Source organism: Thauera mechernichensis (assembly GCF_029588855.1).
GTDB lineage: Bacteria > Pseudomonadota > Gammaproteobacteria > Burkholderiales > Rhodocyclaceae > Thauera > Thauera mechernichensis.
In genome coordinates, this window is record NZ_JARQZE010000002.1 from 206,874 (window position 1) to 230,127 (window position 23,254).

At 62.9% G+C, this 23,254-nt stretch carries 26 protein-coding genes and 2 tRNA genes; 22 read left to right on the top strand and 6 right to left on the bottom strand.

The annotated features are described in order from the left end of the window. Positions 1 to 39: 39 nt before the first annotated feature. The 20 genes from rpsA to P7F68_RS03965 all read left to right on the top strand — a co-directional run bounded on the left by rpsA (position 40) and on the right by P7F68_RS03965 (position 16,290). The gene (gene rpsA, locus P7F68_RS03870; RefSeq protein ID WP_277830861.1) at positions 40 to 1,743 is read left to right on the top strand and encodes a 30S ribosomal protein S1; all 1,704 of its coding nucleotides are present in this window, start codon (positions 40 to 42) and stop codon (positions 1,741 to 1,743) included. A gap of 11 nt (positions 1,744 to 1,754) precedes the next feature. Next, positions 1,755 to 2,042: an integration host factor subunit beta gene (locus tag P7F68_RS03875; protein ID WP_002923822.1), complete on the top strand. Its 288-nt coding sequence runs from the start codon at positions 1,755 to 1,757 to the stop codon at positions 2,040 to 2,042. 87 nt (positions 2,043 to 2,129) lie between these two features. Continuing rightward, positions 2,130 to 2,438, top strand: coding sequence for a LapA family protein (locus tag P7F68_RS03880; protein ID WP_002923824.1), 309 nt, complete (start codon positions 2,130 to 2,132; stop codon positions 2,436 to 2,438). A gap of 6 nt (positions 2,439 to 2,444) precedes the next feature. Then, complete coding sequence (lapB, locus tag P7F68_RS03885; RefSeq protein WP_277830866.1) at positions 2,445 to 3,620, top strand: lipopolysaccharide assembly protein LapB; 1,176 nt, start codon at positions 2,445 to 2,447, stop codon at positions 3,618 to 3,620. Positions 3,621 to 3,690: 70 nt separating this feature from the next. Beyond that, positions 3,691 to 4,581, top strand: coding sequence for a cysteine synthase CysM (gene cysM, locus P7F68_RS03890; protein ID WP_002935735.1), 891 nt, complete (start codon positions 3,691 to 3,693; stop codon positions 4,579 to 4,581). Then, positions 4,565 to 6,628, top strand: coding sequence for a translocation/assembly module TamB domain-containing protein (locus P7F68_RS03895; protein WP_277830868.1), 2,064 nt, complete (start codon positions 4,565 to 4,567; stop codon positions 6,626 to 6,628). The genes cysM and P7F68_RS03895 overlap by 17 nt, the downstream gene beginning before the upstream one ends. A gap of 33 nt (positions 6,629 to 6,661) precedes the next feature. After that, positions 6,662 to 6,895, top strand: coding sequence for a hypothetical protein (locus tag P7F68_RS03900; RefSeq protein WP_002935733.1), 234 nt, complete (start codon positions 6,662 to 6,664; stop codon positions 6,893 to 6,895). Next, positions 6,892 to 7,320: a YdbL family probable chaperone protein gene (locus P7F68_RS03905; RefSeq protein ID WP_277830871.1), complete on the top strand. Its 429-nt coding sequence runs from the start codon at positions 6,892 to 6,894 to the stop codon at positions 7,318 to 7,320. The genes P7F68_RS03900 and P7F68_RS03905 overlap by 4 nt, the downstream gene beginning before the upstream one ends. Further along, on the top strand, positions 7,320 to 8,108 hold the full coding sequence (locus tag P7F68_RS03910; RefSeq protein WP_277830873.1) for a 3'-5' exonuclease: 789 nt from the start codon (positions 7,320 to 7,322) through the stop codon (positions 8,106 to 8,108). Before P7F68_RS03905 ends, P7F68_RS03910 begins: the two co-directional genes overlap by 1 nt. A gap of 40 nt (positions 8,109 to 8,148) precedes the next feature. After that, on the top strand, positions 8,149 to 8,391 hold the full coding sequence (locus tag P7F68_RS03915) for a GlsB/YeaQ/YmgE family stress response membrane protein (RefSeq protein ID WP_002935731.1): 243 nt from the start codon (positions 8,149 to 8,151) through the stop codon (positions 8,389 to 8,391). A 78-nt stretch (positions 8,392 to 8,469) separates the two neighbouring features. Continuing rightward, a tRNA-Val gene (locus P7F68_RS03920) sits at positions 8,470 to 8,546 on the top strand. 175 nt (positions 8,547 to 8,721) lie between these two features. Continuing rightward, positions 8,722 to 10,638 carry a threonine--tRNA ligase gene (thrS, locus tag P7F68_RS03925; RefSeq protein ID WP_277830876.1) on the top strand — a complete coding sequence of 639 codons (1,917 nt, stop codon included), beginning with the start codon at positions 8,722 to 8,724 and terminating at the stop codon, positions 10,636 to 10,638. Between the two features lie 26 nt (positions 10,639 to 10,664). Then, positions 10,665 to 11,186, top strand: a complete 522-nt coding sequence (gene infC / locus P7F68_RS03930) for a translation initiation factor IF-3 (protein WP_277831225.1) — start codon at positions 10,665 to 10,667, stop codon at positions 11,184 to 11,186. A 155-nt stretch (positions 11,187 to 11,341) separates the two neighbouring features. Further along, positions 11,342 to 11,539: a 50S ribosomal protein L35 gene (gene rpmI, locus P7F68_RS03935; protein ID WP_002923845.1), complete on the top strand. Its 198-nt coding sequence runs from the start codon at positions 11,342 to 11,344 to the stop codon at positions 11,537 to 11,539. 12 nt (positions 11,540 to 11,551) lie between these two features. Next, positions 11,552 to 11,911: a 50S ribosomal protein L20 gene (rplT, locus tag P7F68_RS03940; protein WP_002923846.1), complete on the top strand. Its 360-nt coding sequence runs from the start codon at positions 11,552 to 11,554 to the stop codon at positions 11,909 to 11,911. 96 nt (positions 11,912 to 12,007) lie between these two features. After that, positions 12,008 to 13,039 (top strand): phenylalanine--tRNA ligase subunit alpha, encoded by a 1,032-nt coding sequence (gene pheS / locus P7F68_RS03945; RefSeq protein WP_002923847.1) that lies wholly within the window; start codon positions 12,008 to 12,010, stop codon positions 13,037 to 13,039. Between the two features lie 53 nt (positions 13,040 to 13,092). Continuing rightward, positions 13,093 to 15,483 carry a phenylalanine--tRNA ligase subunit beta gene (pheT, locus tag P7F68_RS03950; RefSeq protein WP_277830881.1) on the top strand — a complete coding sequence of 797 codons (2,391 nt, stop codon included), beginning with the start codon at positions 13,093 to 13,095 and terminating at the stop codon, positions 15,481 to 15,483. Between the two features lies 1 nt (position 15,484). Beyond that, positions 15,485 to 15,790, top strand: a complete 306-nt coding sequence (locus tag P7F68_RS03955) for an integration host factor subunit alpha (RefSeq protein WP_002923852.1) — start codon at positions 15,485 to 15,487, stop codon at positions 15,788 to 15,790. Further along, positions 15,771 to 16,151, top strand: coding sequence for a MerR family transcriptional regulator (locus tag P7F68_RS03960; RefSeq protein ID WP_002923855.1), 381 nt, complete (start codon positions 15,771 to 15,773; stop codon positions 16,149 to 16,151). The genes P7F68_RS03955 and P7F68_RS03960 overlap by 20 nt, the downstream gene beginning before the upstream one ends. A 62-nt stretch (positions 16,152 to 16,213) precedes the next feature. Continuing rightward, positions 16,214 to 16,290: transfer RNA gene (locus tag P7F68_RS03965), tRNA-Pro, on the top strand. 552 nt (positions 16,291 to 16,842) lie between these two features. On the opposite strand, the gene P7F68_RS03970 is transcribed toward P7F68_RS03965, so the two are convergent. The 6 genes from P7F68_RS03970 to P7F68_RS03990 all read right to left on the bottom strand — a co-directional run bounded on the left by P7F68_RS03970 (position 16,843) and on the right by P7F68_RS03990 (position 21,465). Further along, positions 16,843 to 18,303, bottom strand: coding sequence for a hypothetical protein (locus P7F68_RS03970; RefSeq protein WP_277830882.1), 1,461 nt, complete (start codon positions 18,301 to 18,303; stop codon positions 16,843 to 16,845). A gap of 73 nt (positions 18,304 to 18,376) precedes the next feature. Next, a complete protein-coding gene (locus P7F68_RS03975; RefSeq protein WP_277830883.1) occupies positions 18,377 to 18,766 on the bottom strand; it encodes a hypothetical protein in 390 nt (129 codons plus the stop codon). A 9-nt stretch (positions 18,767 to 18,775) separates the two neighbouring features. Continuing rightward, the gene (locus tag P7F68_RS03980) at positions 18,776 to 19,243 is read right to left on the bottom strand and encodes a hypothetical protein (RefSeq protein WP_277830884.1); all 468 of its coding nucleotides are present in this window, start codon (positions 19,241 to 19,243) and stop codon (positions 18,776 to 18,778) included. Further along, the gene (locus tag P7F68_RS03985; protein WP_277830886.1) at positions 19,240 to 19,593 is read right to left on the bottom strand and encodes a hypothetical protein; all 354 of its coding nucleotides are present in this window, start codon (positions 19,591 to 19,593) and stop codon (positions 19,240 to 19,242) included. Before P7F68_RS03985 ends, P7F68_RS03980 begins: the two co-directional genes overlap by 4 nt. Continuing rightward, the gene (locus P7F68_RS19935; protein WP_386041079.1) at positions 19,590 to 19,784 is read right to left on the bottom strand and encodes a helix-turn-helix transcriptional regulator; all 195 of its coding nucleotides are present in this window, start codon (positions 19,782 to 19,784) and stop codon (positions 19,590 to 19,592) included. The genes P7F68_RS03985 and P7F68_RS19935 overlap by 4 nt, the downstream gene beginning before the upstream one ends. Before the next feature lie 313 nt (positions 19,785 to 20,097). Then, positions 20,098 to 21,465 (bottom strand): tyrosine-type recombinase/integrase, encoded by a 1,368-nt coding sequence (locus P7F68_RS03990; RefSeq protein WP_277830887.1) that lies wholly within the window; start codon positions 21,463 to 21,465, stop codon positions 20,098 to 20,100. A gap of 380 nt (positions 21,466 to 21,845) precedes the next feature. On the opposite strand from P7F68_RS03990, the gene surE reads away from it, so the two are divergent. Continuing rightward, positions 21,846 to 22,589, top strand: a complete 744-nt coding sequence (gene surE / locus P7F68_RS03995) for a 5'/3'-nucleotidase SurE (RefSeq protein WP_002923920.1) — start codon at positions 21,846 to 21,848, stop codon at positions 22,587 to 22,589. Beyond that, positions 22,586 to 23,239 (top strand): protein-L-isoaspartate(D-aspartate) O-methyltransferase, encoded by a 654-nt coding sequence (locus P7F68_RS04000; protein ID WP_088178726.1) that lies wholly within the window; start codon positions 22,586 to 22,588, stop codon positions 23,237 to 23,239. The genes surE and P7F68_RS04000 overlap by 4 nt, the downstream gene beginning before the upstream one ends. Positions 23,240 to 23,254 lie beyond the last annotated feature (15 nt).

Below are 23,254 nucleotides of genomic sequence, written 5' to 3' on the forward strand. Positions count from 1 at the left end.
ATGTTTGCCGTCCCACGGCGGTGCCGGATCCTTATCCCTATGTCCAACGCCACCCCCTCCTTCGAAGAAAGCTTTGCCGCCCTCTTCGAGGAAAGCCTCGCCCTCCAGGAAATGCGCGCCGGTGAAGTCATCACCGCCGAAGTCGTGCGCATCGACCAGAACTTCGTCGTCGTCAACGCCGGCCTGAAGTCCGAAAGCTACGTGCCCATCGAGGAGTTCCGCAACGATCGCGGCGAACTCGAGGTCAACGTCGGTGACTTCGTCCATGTGGCCATCGACGCGCTCGAAGACGGCTACGGCGAAACCCGCCTGTCGCGCGAGAAGGCCAAGCGCATCGCCGCCTGGAACGACCTCGAAAAGGCGCTCAACGAAGGCTCCCTGGTCAAGGGCGTCATCACTGGCCGCGTCAAGGGTGGCCTGACCGTCATGACCAACAGCATCCGCGCCTTCCTGCCGGGCTCGCTGGTCGACATGCGTCCGGTCAAGGACACCACGCCGTACGAAGGCAAGGAATACGAGTTCAAGGTCATCAAGCTCGACCGCAAGCGCAATAACGTCGTGGTGTCGCGTCGTGCCGTGCTGGAAGAGTCGATGGGCGAAGAGCGCGAGAAGCTGCTCTCGAACCTCAAGGAAGGCACCGTCATCAAGGGTATCGTCAAGAACATCACCGACTACGGTGCGTTCGTCGACCTGGGTGGCATCGATGGCCTGCTGCACATTACCGATCTGGCCTGGCGCCGCGTCCGTCACCCGAGCGAAGTGCTCAACGTCGGTGACGAGATCGAAGCCAAGGTGCTCAAGTTCGACCAGGAAAAGAACCGCGTCTCGCTCGGTCTCAAGCAGCTCGGCGAAGATCCGTGGGTCGGCATCTCGCGTCGTTACCCGCAGGGCACCCGTCTGTTCGGCAAGGTCACCAACATCACCGACTACGGCGCCTTCGTCGAAGTCGAGCAGGGCATCGAGGGCCTGGTGCACGTGTCCGAAATGGACTGGACCAACAAGAACATCCACCCGACCAAGGTCGTCCAGCTGGGCGACGAGGTCGAAGTGATGATCCTCGAGATCGACGAAGACCGTCGCCGCATCTCTCTGGGCATGAAGCAGTGCATGTCGAACCCGTGGGACGATTTCGCCATCAACCACAAGAAGGGTGACAAGGTCCGTGGCCAGATCAAGTCGATCACCGACTTCGGCGTGTTCATCGGCCTGGAAGGCGGCATCGATGGTCTGGTGCACCTGTCCGACCTGTCCTGGAGCGAGTCCGGCGAAGACGCCGTGCGCAAGTTCAAGAAGGGCGACGAGGTCGAGGCCGTGGTGCTGGCGATCGACGTCGAGCGCGAGCGTATCTCGCTCGGCATCAAGCAGCTCGAAGGCGACCCCTACACCAACTTCATTGCCACCCACGAGAAGAACAGCCTCGTGCGCGGCACCGTGAAGTCGGTCGAGGCCCGCGGTGCGGTGATCTCGCTGGGTGACGATGTCGAAGGCTACCTGCGCGCTTCCGAAGCGGCTGCCCATCGCGTTGATGACCTGACCACCGTCTTCAAGGAAGGTGACGAGGTCGAGGCGCTGGTGATCAACGTCGATCGCAAGACCCGCTCGATCAGTCTGTCGATCCGCGCCAAGGATCAGGCCGAGCAGTCCGAAGCCATGAACAAGCTCGCCTCGGAAGGTTCGGGCTCGGCTGGCACGACCAACCTGGGTGCCCTGCTCAAGGCAAAGCTGAACGAGCAGAAGCAGTAAGCTGACCGATCATGACCAAATCGGAGCTGATCGCCCAGCTGGCGGAGCGTTTTCCCCAGCTGGTCGCAAAGGACGCCGATTACGCGGTCAAGATGATCCTCGATGCGATGACTGACGCGCTGGCGCGCGGTGATCGCATCGAGATCCGCGGGTTTGGCAGCTTTGCGCTGAACTACCGTCCCCCCCGTACCGGGCGCAACCCGAAATCCGGCGAGAAGGTGCATGTGCCGGAAAAATACGTCCCGCATTTCAAGGCGGGCAAGGAGTTGCGCGAGCGGGTGGACCTCAGCGGCACGTGACCGCGCGGCGATCGGATTTACAGGCAATAATGGAAGGCGGCTGCGGCCGCCTTCTTTTTTGTTCATTGCTCGGGGATAATGCCGGCCATGCGCGCAATCATCTGGTTCATCCGCCTGGTGCTGTTCTTTCTGCTGTTCGGGTTCGCGATCAAGAACGATCATCTTGTGACCCTGAGCTTTTTCTTCGGCAGTCAGTGGCAGCTTCCCCTGGTATTCGTCATTCTCCTGACTTTCGCGGCAGGGGCCCTGCTGGGCGTGACGGCGACCCTTGCGTCGCTTATGCGTCAGCGTCGGGAGATCTCCCGCCTGCGCCGTCAGCTCGAGCAAGCCGAGCGCGACAGGGCGCAACCTCAGGTCGGCCCGGCAGCGGGCGAAGCCCAGTTGCCCATGCCTTGAGGCCTCATGGAAATCGAGTTCTGGTGGCTTCTGGCCCTGCCGCTGTTCTTCGCGCTCGGCTGGTTGGCTGCGCGCATTGATATTCGCCAGGTCGTCAAGGAGTCGCGCTCCCTGCCGCGCTCCTATCTGAGCGGACTCAACTTCCTGCTCAACGAGCAGCCCGACAAGGCGATCGACGCCTTCGTCGAGGCAGTACGCATCGACCCGCACACGGTTGAGCTCCATTTTGCGCTCGGCAGCCTGTTCCGGCGTCGTGGAGAGACCGACCGCGCGATCCGTATCCACCAGCTGCTCGTCGATCGCGAAGACCTCAGCGAGGAGCAGCGCCTGCAGGCCCTGGGCGAGCTTGGCCAGGATTTCCTCAAGGCGGGACTGCTCGATCGCGCCGAGGCCGTCTTCGTGCGGCTGCGCGGCACGCCGGCGAACGACGTCGCGCTGCGTTACCTGCTGGAGATTTACCAGCAGGAGAAGGATTGGGCCAAGGCGATCGATGTCGCGCAGGCCCTGCCTCAACACGAGAGTCACCTGTGGCGCACCGAGGTCGCCAACTTTCACTGCGAGCTTGCTGCGGCCGCGATGGCCAACTCCCGCCCCGATGAGGCTGGCGGGCACCTGGAGCGGGCGTTTGTGGTCAATCCACGTAGTGTACGGGCCAGTCTGCTGCTTGGTGATCTGCACGCCGCGAACGGCGACGATGAGGCAGCACTCGAAGCCTGGAAGCGGGTGGAGAACCAGAACCCGATCTACCTTTCGCTGGTCGCCGAGCGTGTCATGGAGGCCTATGGCAGGCGCGGCCTGGTGGAGCAGGGGCATCAGCTGCTGAGCGCCTGGCTGTCGTCCCATGCCTCGCTGGATTTGCTCGACGAGCTCTTTCATTGGGAGATGGAGCGCGAAGGGCCGAAGGCGGCATACGAGCTGGTGCGTGAGGAGTTGCGGCGCAATCCGACCCTGCTCGGTCTGGACAAACTGCTCGAGGCAGCCCTGCTTGCCGCTCCCGTCGAGCAGCGTGGCGATATCGAACTGGTCAAGCAGTTGATCCATGGCCACACCCGGCGCGTGGCCCGTTATCGGTGCGACGCGTGTGGTTTCAAGGCACGCCAGTTCCACTGGCGTTGCCCTGCCTGCGGTGGCTGGGAAACCTACCCGCCGCGACGAACGGAAGAGTTCGATCTCGTGCCCTGAGCATCGTCTCCGCGTTCGATCGCGGTAAACATCCAGTGTCTCCCCTTTCCAACGAGCGCGAATGAACACAATGGACTTCAGGACCCTAGAAGACTACGTCGGCCACACTCCGCTGGTGCGCCTCAAGCGCATCAACGCCGGCCGCAACAATGTGATCCTCGCCAAGCTCGAGGGCAACAACCCGGCGGGCTCGGTCAAGGACCGTCCGGCGCTGTCGATGGTGATGCGGGCGGAGGCTCGCGGAGACATCAAGCCCGGCGATACGCTGATCGAAGCCACCAGTGGCAATACCGGGATCGCGCTGGCGATGGCTGCCGCGATGCGCGGTTACCGCATGATCCTGGTGATGCCCGAGAACCAGAGCGTGGAAAGGCGCCAGACCATGCGCGCGTTCGGCGCAGAGCTCGTGCTCACGCCGACCTCGGGCGGGATGGAGATGGCGCGCGATATCGCCGAGCGTATGCGCGACGAGGGCAAGGGCATCATCCTTGATCAGTTTGCCAATCCGGACAACCCGCTCGCCCATTACGAGGGCACGGGGCCCGAGATCTGGGAGCAGACCGCTGGTACGGTGACGCACTTCGTCAGCTCGATGGGCACGACGGGCACCATCATGGGTACCTCCCGGTTCCTCAAGGAGAAGAATCCGGCGGTTTGCATCATCGGTTGCGAGCCCGAGGAGGGTTCGCAGATTCCCGGTATCCGCAAGTGGCCGGAGGCCTATCTGCCGCGGATCTTCGAGCGTCCACGCGTCGATCGGGTCGAGCGTGTGAGTCAGGCCGAGGCCGAGGAGATGACGCGCCGGCTGGCGCGCGAGGAAGGCATCTTCGCAGGCATCTCGTCGGGCGGGTCGCTGCATGTCGCGCTGCGCGTAGCAGCGCAGGTCGAGAACGCGGTGATCGTCTCGATTGTCTGCGACCGTGGCGACCGTTACCTGTCGACGGGTGTCTTCCCCGCCTGAGCTCTCGCGGCGCGGCACGGTCTGCCGGGGCCGGCTGCTCATTCTGTTCCTGCTGTCGGCGGCTGTGCTGTGGTCACTTGCGCCCGCGGCTGCCGTCGACCGCCTGGCGCTGCGCCTGGGCGACCTCGCCAGCCCGATGCTGGCCCTGCAGCGGCTAAGCCTGGAATACGAGTCTGGCGCGGCGGTGTTGCGCGTGGACCGGCTGCGCCTGGGGCAGCGACAGTGGCGCGACCTGGCGTTGCGCTGCAGCCATGCCACCCTGACGTTCGATGCGGTGCACTGCGGCGCTGCGCGCCTGAGCGTCGCCGGCAGGGTTTTGCCGCTGGTGGCCGAGCTTGAGCTGGCTGGTGATGGTCGAGGCGAGCTCGGTCTGACCTTCGCCGATGGCGGGCGACTCGGACTCACCTTCGAGGGTGGCGGCCTGCGGGCGAGGGCGGATCGGCTTGCTCTGGACAAGCTGCACGCGGTGCTGGCGGGTCTGGACGCCGACATCGACACACTCTTCGAGCGTTTCCGCCCTGTTGCTACCCTGGATGGGGAATTGCGCTGGGGTGCAGACGGCAATTCGCCTGCGCGCGTCAGCATCGATGTGCGCCTGTTCGATGCCGGCTTCGGTAGCGCGGACGGTTTGCAGGCGGGCGAGTCGCTCGAGCTCGCAATCTCAGGCACGGCACGGGCGCTCGACGACGGCTGGGCGTGGCAGGGCGAGGTCGAGTGGCGACATGGGGCCGCCTATCTGCACCCGCTGTACCTCGAGGCTGGCCCGAGCGTGCGTGCGCAGGGGCGCCTGCAGGGCGGGGTCGTCGTCGTGGAGCGCGGCGAGGTGGCGCTGGAGGGGGTGGGCAGGCTGGATGCGAGTGCGCGTGTCGAGCTCGACACGGCAGCCGTACTCGAGCTTGAACTCGAACTGACCAACGCTGACCTCGGTGTGCTTGGGCCGCGCTGGATCGCGCCCTTGATTGCGCCGGCGAGTGCCGACCGCATGTACTTCGGCGGACAACTGGACGGGTTGTTACGGCTGCAGGACGGGGAATTGGCCCAAATCGATGCCCGGCTGGAAGGTGCTGGGTTCGGTTTCGTCGGCGCTGCGGGCGGGGGCGGCTTCGCGCTTGGGCCTGTCGGTGGCACCCTCGCGTGGCAGGCAGGTGCGAGCACTTCAAGCCGGCTGCGGATTGGTGGTGGGCAATGGGAGCGGATCGCGCTGGGCAGTTTCGAGCTCGAGGCCAGCCTCTACGGGCGCTCGCTGAGCCTGGCGCCCGCCCGTTTGCCTGTGCTCGACGGCGCCCTCGTCATCGAACACCTCACGCTCGCGCACACGGATGCCGGTTGGCAGGGCGTGGGGGGCGTGGTGATCGAGCCGGTGTCGATGCCGCTTCTGACCGAGGCCCTCGAGATGCCACGGATGGGGGGCGTGCTCGCGGCTTCCCTGCCCGATGTACGGGTCAGTCCGGGTGAAATTACGTTGAATGGTGCGCTCGTCGTATCGGTGTTCGGTGGCTATCTTCAGGCCACCGGCCTGCGTCTTGTCGAGCCCTTCGGGGTTGCTTCGCATTTGAGCGCGGACATCGAGGGGCGCCGTCTCGACCTTTCCCAATTGACCGATACCTTCAGTTTCGGCAGCGTCACGGGCTTCGTGGACCTGAGCCTCGCAGGCCTGGAGTTGGTGCGTTGGCGTCCGGTGGCTTTCGATGCCCGTATCAGCAGCAGCCCGGGGCGCTATCCGCGGCGCATCAGCCAGCGTGCAGTGCAGAACATCAGCGCCCTGGGCGGTGGCGGGGCGATGGCGGCCGTTCAGCGCAGCCTGCTGGGCATCTTCGATACTTTCGGCTACCGCGAGCTCGGGCTGACATGCAGGTTGCGCGCCGGTGTATGCATGATGGATGGTGTGGAGGGCGGCGCGCGCGCGGATGGCGGCTTCGTGATCGTGCGTGGCGGGGGCGTCCCGGCGCTGGATGTCATCGGCTACAATCGACGCGTCAATTGGAACGAGTTGGTTGAACGCCTGCAGCGCGTCATGGCCGACAACGTCTCTCCCGAACTGCGCTGAGCGCCGGCTTCCGAACCCATGCAGGAGGATCCCGTGGCATCCAATTCCGTTTCGTCCGCCGTGCCCATGCCGTCCCAGGCTGCGCCGTGGCTGCGTCGCCTAGCCGTCACGGTGCTCGCCGTCGCGGCCTCGGCCTGTGTCACCATCAACATCTATTTTCCTGCCGCAGCGGCCGAGAAGGCGGCCGATCGCATCATCGACGAGGTGTGGCAGCTGCGCGAGGGTGCTGCAGCCGAGACGCCCGCCGCACAAGGAGATTCCAAATGAACCTGTCGATGGTACTCACACGCTGGTGCGTGCTGCTGTGTCTGGCGCTCGGAGGCATGGGCGCCGTTCATGCCCAGGGTAACCTCGAGATCGATACGCCTGCAGTCTCGGCGCTACGGCAGTCGATGCAGCAGCGTCACGCCCAGCTTGCGCCGCTTTACGCGGCGGGGGCAATCGGTCTTGCCGCCGATGGCAGTGTCGCGCTGCGCGACGCCAGCGCGATCCCGCTGGCGCAGCGCGCGCAAGCGAATAGCCTGCTCGCCGCAGAGAACGCCGATCGTGCGGCGCTGTATCGCGAGATCGCGCGCGCCAATGGCCGTCCCGAGTGGGAGGCCGATGTCCGGCGGACTTTTGCGCAACGCTGGATCGACCGCGCGCAGCCCGGCTGGTACGTCCAGCAGGGCGGCAACTGGGTCCGCAAGTGATGCCCGTTCTCGTTTTTGACATCGAGACCATTCCGGATGTCGACGGCATTCGCGCGCTCGGTGACCTGCCCGCCGCACTGTCGGATTTCGAGGTCGCGGAGTGGGCCTTCCAGCAGCGCCGGGCGAGCCATGGCACGGATTTCCTGCCTCACCACCTGCAGCGCGTGGTGACGATTTCCTGTGTGCTGCGCGACGCACAGCACTTCCGCGTGTTCTCGCTGTCCGAACCGGATGTGGGCGAGGGCGAGATCATCCAGCGTTTTTTCGATGGGATCGAGCGCTACACGCCGCAGATCGTGTCGTGGAACGGCGGCGGCTTCGACCTCCCGGTGCTGCATTACCGTGGCCTGCTCCATGGTGTCTGTGCGCCGCGCTACTGGGATCAGGGTGAGGGTGACTACCACGACTCGCGCGATTTCAAGTGGAACAACTACATCGGGCGCTACCACAGCCGCCATCTCGATCTCATGGACCTGCTCGCCATGTATCAGCCGCGCGCCAATGCGCCGCTGGATGACCTGGCCAAGCTGATGGGGTATCCGGGCAAGCTCGGCATGGACGGTTCAGCAGTCTGGCAGGCCTTCCAGGACGGACGGGTTGCCGAGATCCGCGACTATTGCGAGACGGATGTGGTCAATACTTATCTGGTATATCTGCGGTTCGAACGCATGCGCGGCCACCTCGACGCCAAGGCGTGGGCCGACGAGGTCGAGGTCGTGCGCAGCGCGTTGGCGCGGCTGGATGCACCGCACTGGCGGCAGTTTTTGGAGGCCTGGCCGACGGCGTGAGCGCCTGGGCCGGCGAAGGGTACTTCGGAAGGGGCACTTCATGGACATCCTCGGCACCATTCTCATCGGCCTCATTGTGGGCCTCATCGCACGCCTGCTGCATCCCGGAAAGGACGGGCTGGGGCTCATCATGACGGCCTTGTTGGGTATTGGCGGCTCGATGCTCGCCACCTATGGGGGGCAGTTCCTCGGGATCTACCATGCCGGAGAGGCTGCCGGCTTCGTTGGTGCGGTCGTGGGCGCAGTAGTGATCCTGTTCGTGGTGCGCCGGCTCAAAGCCTGAGGACAATCCAGCTTGTAGCGATTCTTCAAAAAAGTCTTTGACAACGCTGAAGAGCTGTCTATAATGCGTGTCTTCAGCAGGCGCGTAGCTCAGTTGGTTAGAGCACCACCTTGACATGGTGGGGGTCGTTGGTTCGAATCCAATCGCGCCTACCAAGATTTTGGAGTCGATTCATGTTCCGAACTACCACTCAGGCCGGAAACTGATCAGGTCGGCTCCGCTTGTCTGCTAGAGAAAAAAGCGCGCCTAGACCGCGCTTTTTTTTCGTCCACAATTTTGCATCGCATCCCGGTCGTTGGTCGGGACTGAATCCGGATCGAGGCTCAAGTCATGCCCAACATCACGCTCCCTGACGGTTCTGTACGCAGCTTCGATCACCCCGTGACGGTGGGGGAAGTGGCTGCCTCGATCGGCGCGGGTCTGGCCAAGGCGGCCTTGGCGGGCCGGGTTGGTGATCGTCTCGTCGATCTCTCTCATCGTTTGGAGACAGATGCGGCGCTGGCGATCGTTACCGACAAGTCCGAGGACGGGCTGGAGATCATTCGCCACTCCACGGCGCACCTGCTTGCGCACGCGGTGAAGGAGCTCTTCCCGGAGGCGCAGGTCACGATCGGCCCGGTCATCGATAACGGCTTTTACTACGACTTCTCTTACAAGCGCCCGTTTACGCCTGAGGATATCGCCGCGATCGAGGCTCGCATGAACGAGATCGCCAGGCGCGAGATCCAGGTGCATCGCGAGGTATGGTCGCGCGACAAGGCGGTGGAGTTCTTCAAGGGTATCGGCGAACACTACAAGGCGGAGATCATTGCCTCGATTCCGGCCAATGAGGATGTCTCGCTCTATCGACAGGGCGATTTCATCGACCTGTGTCGCGGGCCGCATGTGCCGTCGACCGGTAAGCTCAAGGTTTTCAAGCTAACCAAGCTGGCCGGAGCCTATTGGCGGGGCGACTCGAAGAACGAGATGCTGCAGCGTGTGTATGGCACGGCATGGGCAAAGAAGGACGAGCTCGACGCCTACCTGCACATGATCGAGGAGGCTGAGAAGCGCGACCACCGCAAGCTCGGTCGCCAGCTCGATCTCTTCCATATCCAGGACGAGGCGCCGGGCATGGTGTTCTGGCATGCCAAGGGTTGGACGCTGTGGCAGCAGGTCGAGCAGTACATGCGCAGGATCATCTGCGAGCATGGCTACCAGGAAGTGAAGACGCCGCAGATTGTCGATCGCTCGCTGTGGGAGAAGTCGGGTCACTGGGGCATGTACTCGGACCTGATGTTCACCACGCAGTCCGAGAAGCGCGACTATGCCGTCAAGCCGATGAACTGCCCTTGTCACATCCAGATCTTCAACCAGGGTCTGAAGAGCTATCGTGACCTGCCGCTGCGCATGGCCGAGTTCGGCTCCTGCCATCGCAATGAGCCCTCTGGGTCGCTGCACGGCATCATGCGCGTGCGCAACTTCGTGCAGGACGACGCACACATCTTCTGTGCCGAGGGTCAGGTGCAGGCCGAGTCGGCCGAGTTCATTCGCCTGCTGCAGAAGGTCTATTCCGATTTTGGTTTCACCGACGTGCTGGTCAAGCTGTCCACGCGGCCGGAGAAGCGTGTCGGTACCGACGAGCAGTGGGATGCCGCCGAGGCGGCGCTCGCGGCGGCGCTCGACGCACAGGGGCTCAGCTACGACCTGCAGCCGGGCGAGGGGGCCTTCTATGGACCCAAGATCGAGTTCTCGCTCAAGGATAGCCTGGGGCGCGTGTGGCAGTGCGGTACCTTGCAGCTCGATTTCAACCTGCCGGTGCGGCTTGGTGCCGAGTACGTGGACGAGGACAACACCAAGAAGGTGCCGGTCATGCTGCACCGCGCCATCCTCGGTTCGCTCGAGCGCTTCATCGGCATCCTGATCGAGAACCACGCCGGCGCCATGCCGCTGTGGCTTGCGCCGGTGCAGGCCGTGGTGATGAACATTTCCGAAGCCCAGGGTGAGTATGCGGCTGACGTCGTTGCCAGGCTCAGGAAAGCGGGCTTCCGCGTCGAGGCGGATTTGCGCAACGAGAAGATTAACTATAAAATCCGAGAACATAGCGTGCAGAAGCTGCCTTACCAGATCGTCATTGGCGACAAGGAAAAGGCAGCGGGCCTGGTGGCCGTACGTGCGCGGGGTGGCCAAGATCTTGGCCAAATGTCCCTCGATTCGCTGATCGAACGCTGGCTTCGCGAGGTTGAAGCGAAGGCTGGTGCGGTCTGATTTTGGTTTTCGTGGAGAGTTGAACCATCGCTCAAGATAAGAAGCAGCGCGTAAATAGGGAGATCAACGCGCCCGAGGTCCGGCTGGTTGGCGAAGAAGGCGAACAGCTCGGAATCGTGTCCCTGAACGCAGCCCTGAACATGGCCGAAGAGGCCGGGCTGGACCTTGTCGAAATTGCTCCCATGGCTGCACCGCCGGTGTGCAAGCTGATGGATTTCGGCAAGTTCAAGTATCAGGAACAGAAAAAGGCCCACGAAGCCCGACTCAAGCAGAAACAGGTTCAGGTCAAGGAGGTCAAGCTCCGTCCCGGAACCGACGAAAACGACTACCAGATCAAGCTGCGCAACCTCAAGCGCTTCCTGGATGAGGGCGACAAGTGCAAGGTGACCTTGCGCTTCCGCGGCCGCGAGATGGCCCACCAGGAGTTCGGTCTGCGTCAGCTCGAGCGCATCAAGGCGGACCTTGAAGAACAGGGTCAGGTCGAACAGATGCCGAAGATGGAAGGGCGCCAGATGATCATGATCATCGCGCCAAAGAAGAAGTACTGAGCCGCGCGGCTCGGTTGTGACGAAATTGCCTCGCAAGGGGTGAGACCGCTGGCTGGAATGGTCCTGCCGGCGGAAAACAAGTGGTGCCGGGTAACAAAATGCGTCGGGGCTCATCGGCGCTACCTGGTGTCATCCAAAAACATGGAGTCTCAGCAATGCCCAAGATGAAGACCAAGAGCGGCGCCAAGAAGCGCTTCAAGGTCCGCTCCAGCGGTGGGATCAAGCGGTCCCAGGCGTTCAAGCGCCACATCCTGACCAAGAAAACGACCAAGGCGAAGCGTCAGCTGCGCGGCATGACCGAAGTTCATGCTGCCGATGAAAAGCTGATTCGTGCCATGCTTCCGTACGCTTGATAGGAGACCGCAATGCCTCGCGTTAAACGTGGTGTAACCGCCCGCGCTCGTCACAAGAAAGTCCTCGTTCAGGCCAAGGGTTATCGTGGCCGTCGCAAGAACGTCTATCGCATCGCCAAGCAGGCGGTGATGAAGGCTGGCCAGTACGCCTACCGCGACCGTCGTCAGCGCAAGCGTCAGTTCCGTGCCCTGTGGATCGCCCGTATCAACGCGGCTGCCCGCGAGATCGGCCTGACCTACAGCACCTTCATGAATGGCCTGAAGAAGGCTGCGATCGAGATCGACCGCAAGGTGCTGGCCGACCTGGCTGTGTTCGACAAGCCGGCTTTTGCCGCGATTGCCGAACAAGCCCGGGCCAAACTCGCTGCGTAATCGAACGCAGTCCGAAAAAAGGAGGCCTGGCCTCCTTTTTTTTTCTGAACTTTGCACGACTTTCCAAGCAACACCGCATTCGGCCAGGGCAGGAACATGGAACAGCTCGATCAACTCGTACAACAGGCGACGCTCGATTTCGCCGCCGCCGCCGATGGCGCGCAGCTCGAACAGGCCAAGGCGCGCTACCTGGGCAAGGCGGGTTCGCTCACCGAGCGCCTGAAGTCGCTCGGCAAGCTCGAGCCCGAGGCCAGGCGCGAAGCGGGTGCCGCGATCAATGCCGCCAAGGTGGCCATCGAGGGGGCGCTCGAGGCCAGGCGCAATGCGCTGCGCGAGGCGTCGCTGCTGGCCCAGCTCGCTGCCGAGGCGCTCGACGTGACCCTGCCGGGGCGCGGTGGCGTCCAGGGCGGGCTGCATCCGGTGAGTCGTACGCTGGAGCGCATCGAGCAGCTGTTCGCGTCGATCGGCTTCGTCGTTGCCGACGGCCCCGAGATCGAGACCGACTGGCACAACTTTACCGCGCTCAACACCCCTGAGAACCATCCGGCGCGCTCCATGCACGACACCTTCTACCTCGAAGGGCACGACGACGTGCTGCTGCGCACGCACACCAGTCCTGTGCAGATCCGTGCGATGCAGGCGCATGTCGAGCGTTGCAAGGATCTCGACACCATGCCCGATCTGCGCGTCATTGCGCCCGGACGGGTGTTCCGGGTGGATTCCGATGCCACGCATTCGCCGATGTTCCATCAGGTCGAAGGCCTGTGGGTGGGCGAGAAGGTGAGCTTTGCCGATCTCAAGGGCGTGGTGGCCGACTTCCTGCGTCGCTTCTTCGAGACCGATGACCTGCAGGTCCGTTTTCGCCCCTCCTTCTTCCCGTTTACCGAGCCCTCGGCCGAGATCGACGTCGCTTTCATGAGCGGCGCACTGGAAGGTCGTTGGCTGGAGATCGCGGGTTGCGGCGTGGTGCATCCGAACGTACTGCGTTTCGGTGGCATTGACCCCGAGCGCTACACCGGCTTTGCGTTCGGGATGGGGCCGGATCGCCTGACCATGCTGCGCTACGGTGTCAACGACCTGCGCCTGTTCTTCGAGGGTGACCTGCGCTTCCTGGGCCAGTTCCGCTGAGCCTGCGCTGCCCCCTCGCATCGCCCAATTCACGCAATCCGGGTTAAGGAATCATGCAATTCTCTGAACAGTGGCTGCGGACCTTCGTCGATCCGCAACTCGATAGCGCCCAACTTGGCCACCTGCTGACGATGGCGGGCCTTGAGGTCGAGGAGGCCGAGCCGGCGGCACCCGCTTTCAGCGGCGTGGTGGTTGCGCGCATTGTCGAGGCCGACAAGCACCCCAACGCGGACAAGCTCAAGCTGTGCAAGGTCGATGCCGGTGGCGCCGAGCTGTTGCAGATCGTTTGCGGGGCGCCCAATGCCGCGGCCGGCATGAAGGTGCCGTGCGCCCGCGTGGGTGCCGTGCTGCCGGGCGATTTCGCCATCAAGGCTGCCAAGCTGCGTGGAGTGGAGTCCTTCGGCATGCTGTGTTCGGCGCGCGAGCTTGGGCTCTCGGAAGATCATGGCGGCCTTTATGCCCTGCCCGATGACGCCCCTGTGGGCGCGGACATCCGCGATTACCTGGGGCTGGACGACACCCTGTTCACCATCAAGCTCACCCCCAACCGCGCCGACTGCCTGAGCCTGTCGGGCGTCGCACGCGAGGGGGCGGCGGTGACCGGTGTCGAGTTGCGCCCCGTGGCGGTCATCCCGGTCGCACCGAGCTTCGAGGCCCGTCGCGGCATCGTGCTCGATGCACCGCAGGCCTGCCCGCGTTACTGTGGTCGCATCCTGCGCAGCGTCGATGCGCGCGCACGCACGCCGGAATGGATGGTGCGCCGACTGGCACGCAGTGGCATCCGTGCGATCAGCGCGCTGGTCGATGTCACCAACTACGTCATGCTCGAGCTCGGCCAGCCGCTGCATGCCTTTGACAACACCCGACTGCAGGGCGCGATCCACGTTCGCTTGCCGCAGGAGGGCGAAACGGTCCTGCTGCTCAATGAGCAAACCGTGACGCCCGCGGTTGACACGCTGCTCATCGCCGACGAATCGCGCGCGCTTGCGCTGGCCGGCATCATGGGCGGTGAGGAGAGCGGCATCACGCTCGACACCACCGAGGTCTTTCTCGAGAGCGCGTTCTTCGCCCCCGATGCCATCGCCGGGCGCGCGCGCAGCTACGGCTTCAGTTCGGATGCCTCGCACCGCTTCGAGCGCGGCGTCGATTTCGAGCTGGCGCGCATTGCCATCGAGCGTGCGACCCGCCTCATCCTCGACATCTGCGGCGGCGAGGCCGGACCGGTTGAAGAGGCTGTCGCTGCCGACGCATTGCCGGCGCGCGCGCCGGTACGCTTGCGGCCGGCGCGCGCACGCCGTGTGCTCGGCATCACGCTGGACGACCAGGCGATGCTCGAACTCCTGCGGCGCGTTCACCTTGCAGTCGAGCGCAGCGGTGATGACTTCCTTGTGACGCCGCCGTCGTGGCGTTTCGATATCGAGATCGAGGAAGATCTTATCGAGGAGCTCGCGCGTCTTCACGGCTACGACAACATTCCCGCGGTTGCACCGCAGGGCAGCCTGATGATGCTGCCGCGCTCTGAGCGCAGCCGTCCGGTATGGGCGCTGCGCCATCTGGTGGCGGCGCGCGGCTATCAGGAGGTGATCAATTTTGCCTTCGTCGAGGAGGCCTGGGAGCGCGACTTCTGCGCCAACGAAGAGCCGATCCGCCTCGCCAACCCGATCGCCAGCCAGCTCAGCGTCATGCGCTCGAGCCTGATCGGTGGCCTCATCGGCAACCTCGCCACCAACCGCAAGCGCCAGACCGACCGTGTGCGCGTGTTCGAGATCGCTCGCACCTTCGAGCGCAAAGCTGACGGCGAGCCGGTTGCCGGTTTTCATCAGGTCATGAAGCTCGCCGCACTGGCGGCGGGCACGGTAGTGCCCGAGCAATGGGGCGAGAAGGCGCGCAACGTCGATTTCTACGATGTGAAGGGCGACCTTGAAGCGCTGTTCGCCCCGCGCCGGCTCGACTTCGAGCGCCTGTCGCATCCAGCCCTGCACCCCGGGCGCGCTGCAAGCGTCCGTCTCGACGGGCGCAGCATCGGCATCCTCGGCGAGCTGCACCCGGTCTGGGTGCAGCGCTATGAGCTCGGCAGTGCGCCGGTCGTATTCGAGATCGAGCTCGATGCACTGCTCGCTGCAGAGATGCCGGCCTGCGCCGAGATTTCCCGCATGCCCGCAGTGACTCGTGACCTCGCCCTTGTGGTGGGCGTGGAGGTCAATGCCGGCAAGGTCGTGGAGGTGCTGCGTGCCGCTGCGCCGGCCATCGTGCGCGAGATCGAGCTGTTCGATGTCTATCATGGCAAGGGCATCGACCCGGACAAGAAGAGTCTTGCCTTCAGGGTATCGATGCAAGATACTCAGCGCACACTCGAAGAGGGCGAAGTTGAGGCAGTCGTCACACTACTTGTCAGGCAGGCCGAAGCGGTACTCGGCGCACGCCTGCGTGGAGCAGGGGACTGACATGACTTTGACGAAGGCCGAACTCGCCGATCTGCTGTTCGATCAGGTCGGGCTGAACAAGCGCGAAGCCAAGGACATGGTCGAGGGCTTTTTCGAGGAGATCCGGATGGCGCTCGAGCGGGGCGACAGCGTGAAGCTGTCGGGCTTCGGCAACTTCCAGTTGCGTGACAAGCCCCAGCGCCCCGGGCGCAATCCCAAGACTGGCGAAGAGATCCCGATCACCGCCCGGCGGGTGGTCACCTTCCATGCCAGCCAGAAACTGAAGGCCGCGGTGGAGCAACTCAGCGATGCAAGCAAGCAGCCCTGAAATCGGCGTCGAAGCGCTGCCGCCAATTCCGGCGAAGCGTTATTTCACGATCGGAGAGGTCAGCGACCTTTGCTGCGTGAAGCCTCACGTCCTGCGCTATTGGGAGCAGGAGTTCACCCAGCTCAAGCCGGTCAAGCGGGGCGGCAACCGCCGTTACTACCAGCACCATGAGGTTCTGCTCATCCGGCGCATCCGGCAGCTGTTGTACCAGGAGGGTTTCACCATCTCCGGTGCGCGCAATCGCCTCGGCGAGTCTGCGATCCAGGAGCAGGAGAACGGGGTCGAGGTCGAGCGATACAAGGCGGTGGTGGCTGAGGTCCGTGCAGGCTTGGTCAAGGTGCTCGAGGTCTTGCGTGCATGAGCAATATTTCGGAAGCAGTTTCTGGTAATTTCTGAAAACGCTGCTATAATGGCGGCTTGTGTCGGGGCGTAGCGCAGCCTGGTAGCGCACTTGCATGGGGTGCAAGGGGTCGCGAGTTCGAATCCCGCCGCCCCGACCAATAGAATCAAGCACTTAGGCCAATCTTCGGATTGGCCTTTTTGTTGCCTGCTGCGTTTGGGTACAAGATTGGGTACAAGGCGGCGCGGGCTGGGTTGGTTGCGTTCGTGCGGTTCTGGCTGTTGGGGGCAGGCCGATTGCGCTTGCTTGGCGTGGTCGTGGTCGTGTGGTGGCCGGGTTGTTTGCGGTGATCCGTTGGTGATGACGCCTCACGGTGATGACGCTGCGGGCTTGGCCGGGTGTTCCGCTGATACTGCTGATGATGCTGGCGCTGCACCAGGGGCGCTACGAGCGGAGACCGTTAGCCGGATGGTCCTGGGTAGCTCCCACGCTGTTTGGGGTGATCCTGGGGCTTCTCTCGAAAGGCTGCTCTAGAGGCGCTTCCCTGGCGCGAAGGTATCGCGCATGTGGGGTGGCCTCACCTCGTCCGCGTTCGGGCTGTAACCTCGTCCTATGGCGCACGTATTGACCCTAGAAATCGATACCCTGTGCCGGGTGTGGTCTTCGATTCCCTGTGGCCGGGCTTGGGCGTTGCTGTGGGCTCGCCAGGACCCTACAAGCGCTTTTTCTGGCCGGGTGTGGTTCGGGGATTCCCGAGCCTCTGAAAGTCGATTCTGCGCCGCTGGGGTGCCTGTTTTTGGGGGTGGCTGGTGGGGGTGCTCGGGGCCGGGTGCGCTCTTGCTGGTGGTTGGTCATGGCGGCTGTGTAAGGGCAGGGTGGTCGGGTGGTGCGCGTTGGCTGGGTTGGTGGCGATGTGGGGCTGAGGTTCTAAGACTCTGGGTTTGGTGGTGGAATGCAACAATGTTGCATTTATGGAAAAAATGCGTTTGCGCAAAAGTAACAGAGAACGGGCGTTCGTCTGGGGTCGATTCGGCTGAACATTATTCGGCCCCCCCCCTGGGCTTGCTGCTGGGGCTGTGGGCTTGGGGTGCGCTCGCTGCGCTCGCAAAGGCAGCCCGCTACGCGGGCGGCGCTGCGCGCCATCTTGTTCAGTTGTTCCCTTGTAGGCTGTGTGTCCTGCTTCCCGGTGGTCTTGTGGTTGTTCAGTGGTTGGGTTAGGTGCTTGGCTTGTGGGTTGCTGATGCTGCTGTGGTTGGTTGCTGTGTTGCTGTGGTGATACTTGTTCTTGTTGTTCACTAGAAGTTATAAGCGGACTTCCAGTAACGGCGCGGGTTGCAGCTCGATTTTGTCCGCAATTTCCGCTTTTGTTGCCTCTTTTTTGTGCAATATCGGGCTGCGAGGTGGTGGGTTCGGTGGTGCGCTTCCAGCGTCGTGAGAGCGTCAGAAGGGCATCGCGATAGCGTCGGTTCAGGGCGCTGTCGGCTGTGGTCATTGGGCTGTACAGGCGCTTGGAGCCGGCGATGGTGCGAGGGGTGCGCTTGCCGACTGTGGTGCTGTGATCGGCAAGCAGTTGGCTGAAGCTGTCGAGGTCGTGTTTCAGTCGGCGGAACTTGAAGTAGTGCGCGAGGCTGCACCAATCGAAGGCGCGCAGTTCGTCGAGGGATTGGAACGGACAGGCGTCACCCTGTAGGCGAATCTCGAGCCGGGCGCGTGGGCGGACGGTTTGCCGGGCTGCGTCGTCGGTCATCTTCAGATAGCCGTGTCGCATGACATTATCCCAAGCGTTGCCTTCTGCGAGTTGCCAGCTATCCTGAAGTGCGGAGGTTAGGCGTCCATGCTCGGGAACTGCGCTCACACGCTCCCCCTTCATCCTATAGAGGCGCTGGCGACCGATGACGGTCGTATGCATGCGCCATGTGTGGGTGGCGAAGTTGGCTAACACGTCGAGATCGTCGGTTTCGTGGAAGGCGTCGAGGGCAAGCTCTACGGCGATGGGCCGGATGGTGAGGGGCTGATGCTTGGCTGCCAGCTCAGTAAGGCGGTTGTCCAGATCGCGCGGGCTGCTGATGTCGTGTTCATCGCGACAAATAACCGTTCCATCGGGTAGGTTCAGCTCGAACCGGATGAAGTCGAGCCATGCGCGCAGTTTGACGGGGTTTTCGGTATAATTCACGTTGTTGTGTTTGTGTTGTCTAACGCCCTTCTCTCCAGCCCTGGAAAAGAGAAGGGCGTTTCCTTTTGTGCGGTCAGTGGGCGGGTTCAGTCACGGCTGAGTGATGCAGCCTCTTCGGCTTGATCCGCTGGCCGGTCCGGTCGTGGCGCTGGTCCCGCCATGCCCACGCCTTACGCCTGCCGTCGAGATCGAGCGCGACGACGTCGATAGCGGTCGGGTCGGCGCTGGCTGCGCCGGCTGCTTTCAACTTGTTGATAAATTCCCACACGGCATCGAGACTGTATCGAGGACGAAACGCCGTGCCGTCGTGCATGCGGCAGGACGGCAAGAGGGTGTAGCCCGCAACGAATGCATCCCTGCGCCGGGCGTCGTGCAAGAACTCATACCAGTTGTTGCGCGGCCCGAGTTCGCGACGCAGCAGGAATGCAGCATCAGCCGCTGAGATGGTGTTAATGGTCGTCATTCTCTGGTCTCACGCAAAGAGATCGTCGTCATCGTCATAGCCGGCACCCTTCGGGCGCGCGATCAGATCGTCATCGGGGTACAGCGCGGCGGCAAGGTTTCGGGCCTGGGTGTTCTTTGCGGCTTGGTCGCGATTAATCCCGCTCGTTGCCGCAGCGTGAATTTGCAGGGCGCGGCAAGTGCGCTGAATCCGGCTTGTGATGTCGCTCATGACGCGCTGCTGCCGGGCGTCGTCGCTGTTCGGCTTGGCGCGGGCTGCCTCCAGCGCGGCGAAGTCGGCGGCAAGGTGCGCGGCGGTCACGTAGTCGAGCGGTGTCCATGCGTCCGGGCGCTTGGCCTTGATGATCATCGGCCAGTACCTGCGGGCGGCCTCGTCAAGTTCGATAGGCGGCTCAGGCAGGGGCTTGGCGAGCGCGGCGGCTGTGGCCTTGTCGAATTCAAGGCTCGTCGCCTTCGGTTTGCGGGGCGTCTTCGTCATTGCTGAGCCGCCCACGTGGATTGGGCCGGAATGCCCCATTTTTCGCGTCCGTCGCCGTCCCTTTCGGCAAAGTGGGCTGCGCGCTCTTCGGGCGAGAAACGCGAAGCGGTGTAAATGATGAAGTCATCAGCGAGGGCGTAGCCGGTGGCAAGGGATGCGATGGCTTCAACGGGCAGCACGTCAAGCCACGTATTGCCCGACTGCATCATGACGCGCCAATATCTGTATGCGCGCTTATCGTGGGCGTGGTGCTCGTGGTCAGCGGCTTTGCAGATCGATTGCCAGCGCTCGAAGCTAGTGTCGAGATTGGCGCTAGCCGGGATGGCGCAGGGCAGGGCGGGCGCGCTCATTGCACACCCCCAGCCATCTTTTCAAGCCAAGCGGCAACGTCCGTGCTGCGCCATGCGGAACGGCGGGCGCTGATTTTGATAGGGGGCGGGAGTGTTCCCGCTGCGACTGCGCGATAAACGGAACTGCGGCTAAGGGTGGTGGCCGCAATCACGGCTTTAAGATCAAGCAGTTGAAATGCTGCGTTCGTCATTTTTGGTGCTCCACGTTGCGCCGTGGCTTTCCAAAAACGCGAAAGCCCACGGCACCGATTAAGGGACGTGGGCTAGCTGCACCATTGCGCGGGTACCTTCGCAGCGTTTATTTCTCGGCTCGTCAGCCGTGCGCCTGTGGTACGGGCGCTAGTTGCTCATGTAGTTGATCAGCCGTGAAGCGCTGTTTGTGTTGCCGCTTTCGCCAGCCCGACGAAAGTCCCGCAGCACCATCAACTTGTGCCCTAAATCAGCACGGCCCCAATCGTATCACGATGATTCATCGAAATGCAAGTCACTGATGACTTGAGGCTATCAGGCGGCGCGGTTCAGCGTTACCACGTTCCCCGCATCGGTCCGCGTCAGCAGTTCCAGCCGTTCCCCGAGCAGGCGCCATGCCTCGCGCATTTCGTTTTCATAGCTGTGCCGCTGATAAATGCGCTTGACCTTGTTTTGTTCGGTGTGGTTCAAGCATCGCTCAGCAACTTCGGGAAGCACGCCTAGCTGAACCATCAGCGTTGCGCCTGTTCGGCGAAGGTCATGCGGCCCCCACTTGCCGCCCGGCAGGACCAGTGCATCGGCCTTGTCTTGCTTGGCGCGGCCTTTCATAGGGGCCATGCCAGGGCGCTGGCGGTCCCCGAGTTGCTTTGTAACGGTCTTGGGGCACACCGGACCATCACCTTTCCGATTGGGATACACCCACGGCATAGCGGACGCGCCGGGCTCCTTCTTGCGGCGCTCGATCAGGTCGGCATCGGCTTCGTCCTTCAGTGCGTGGAGTTGTGTCAGTGCGAAGTCGGACAGGCTGATGGTGTGCGCCTTGCCGTTCTTCGAATGATCGGCCGGGATAAGCCATGTCCCCTTGTCGAGGTCGATATGCTCCCAGCGTGCCGCCATCAGTTCCCCGATCCGGCAGCAGGTGGCCAGCGCGATCCATACGGCCGATTGCGCAGAATCCGACATGCCGGCCTTCGGTAGTTGGCGGACAAGCGCCTTAATTTCGTCTTCGCTCAGTACGCGATCCCGTTCGGTGTCCTTGCCCCCTACTGCCGCCTTGCGCAGTGGCGCAGTTGGCTCGAACTCGATCATGTCGCGATCCACGGCGAACCGGAACATCTGGCGCATCAGGCTGAAAATCACCTTCGCCATGCGGGGCACGCCACGAGCAAGCAATTTGTCAGTCACGCCAGTTACATGACCCTTGCGCACGTCCTCAACAGGCAAGGCGCCGATTATGGGCAACACATCCTTTGCGAACATTCGGCGCACTTCGGCCCCTTCGTCCTTGCGCCGGACAAGATCAACGGATGCCCAGCGCTCGAAAAGTTGGGTAACGGTGATGCGGCGGGCCGTTTCGGCTTCCAGCGCTGCGGCTGCGGCCTTTCGCTCGGCTTCCAGCGCTGCCGCTGCGGCTTCCCGTTCCGCTACCGGGTCGATACCTCGCTTCGTCAGTGCGGCGAGCTTTAGCGCTTCCTCGCGCGCACCGGCCAGCGTCATCAGCGGGAACGTACCGAGTTGCATCTTTCGAGTCTTGCCGTTCAGGGTGTAGCGAAAAAGCCACACTTTCGGGGCGTCGCCAGGGCGGACACGCAGATACAGGCCGTTACCGTCGGCAAGCATTTTCTCCTTGGTTTGCGGCTCGACCTTTGCCGCGCGAACTGTCCGGTCCGTCAGTGTTCCCATGTCTTCACCCCCCCCCGTTCAAGTTGTCCGGATTGTGCCCTTTTCGGTCAATGGGTACAAGATTGGGTACAAGGAAAAACGGGATGTCGTGGGATATTATGAAACATCAAGGAATGATGTAAAGGTGGTAAAGTGCTGTATATAAAGGTGAAAAATTGAAATCACGAGACCTTCATTGTTGTTTCGAAAGCTGTTTTTTCAATAAAAAACTTGCATGGGGTGCAAGGGGTAGCGAGTTCGAATCCCGCCGCCCCGACCAATCAAACAAACCGGCCTTTGCCGGTTTTTTTGTTTTCACCGCTCGCTGCCCGGCAGTGGCAGCACGCTGTGCTAACATTTCTTCCCCTGCCGCATCAGACGGCACTCTGCTCCGATTTCAGATGCGTATCCTGGTCAGCAACGACGACGGTTATTTCGCCCCCGGGATTGCGGCGCTCGCCGAAGCCCTCGGCACCCTCGGTGAGGTCACGGTGGTCGCGCCAGAGCGCGATCGCAGCGGGGCCAGCAACTCGCTCACGCTCGATCGTCCGCTTTCGCTGAAGCGTACGGCCAACGGGTTTTATCATGTCAACGGCACGCCGACCGACTGCGTACACCTGGCTGTCACGGGCATGCTCGAGCATCTCCCGGACATGGTTGTCTCGGGTGTCAATCATGGCGCCAACATGGGTGACGATACGGTCTATTCCGGAACCGTCGCCGCCGCCACCGAGGGCTTCCTGCTCGGCGTACCCTCGATCGCAGTGTCCCTGGTGAGCAAGTCGGCAAGCGATTTCACATCGGCTGCGCGTGTCGCGCGTGACCTCGCCGAACGCTTCATGCGTAACCCGTTTCCGCATCCTGTCCTGCTCAACGTGAATGTGCCCGATGTGGCGTACGACCGTCTGCAAGGTGTCAAGGTCACCCGCCTGGGCAAGCGCCACAAGGCCGAGCCCGTGGTGCGTAGCGTGACCCCGCGCGGCGACACGGTTTACTGGGTGGGCGCTGCGGGCGGCGCGGCCGACGCTGGTGAGGGCACGGATTTTCATGCGGTCGCCAATGGCTTTGTCTCGGTGACGCCGCTGCAGATCGATCTCACCCACACCGGCCTCATTTCGCCGGTATTCGACTGGTTGAAGCAGTGATCGCAAGGACTGGCGACGCTGGGCAGGCGACACGCGCGCGTGCGCGCATGGTGGAGCGGCTGCGCAGCCAGGGTATCCGTGACGAGCGCGTGCTCGCTGCCATGCAGGCCATACCGCGTCACGCCTTTGTCGACGAGGGTCTGGCGTTCAGCGCCTACGACGATACGCCGTTGCCGATCGGCTACCAGCAGACCATCTCGCAACCCTTCGTGGTCGCCAGGATGATCGAGTTGTTGCAGGCTGGGCGTTCGCTGGGGCGTGTGCTCGAAGTGGGGGCGGGCTGTGGCTATCAGGCTGCGGTGTTGTCCCGACTCGCGACCGAGGTTTACGCTGTCGAGCGCATACGGCCCTTGCTCGATCGTGCGCGCGCGAACCTGCGGCCCTTGCGGCTTCCCAACGTACGCCTGAAACTTGCTGACGGTAGTCTGGGTCTTCCAGAGGCGGCACCGTTCGACACCATCATCGTTGCGGCGGCGGCTCTGGGCCTGCCCCCTGCGCTGAAGGAACAATTGGCGCCCGGTGGGCGTCTGATCGTGCCGGTCGGGGGCGGCGAACAACGCTTGCTCCTGGTAGAGCGACAAGGCAACCTATTCCGGGAAACGTGGCACGAGGCAGTCCGCTTCGTTCCGCTTCTCGGAGGTACAGAATGAGAGACGGTATTTTCG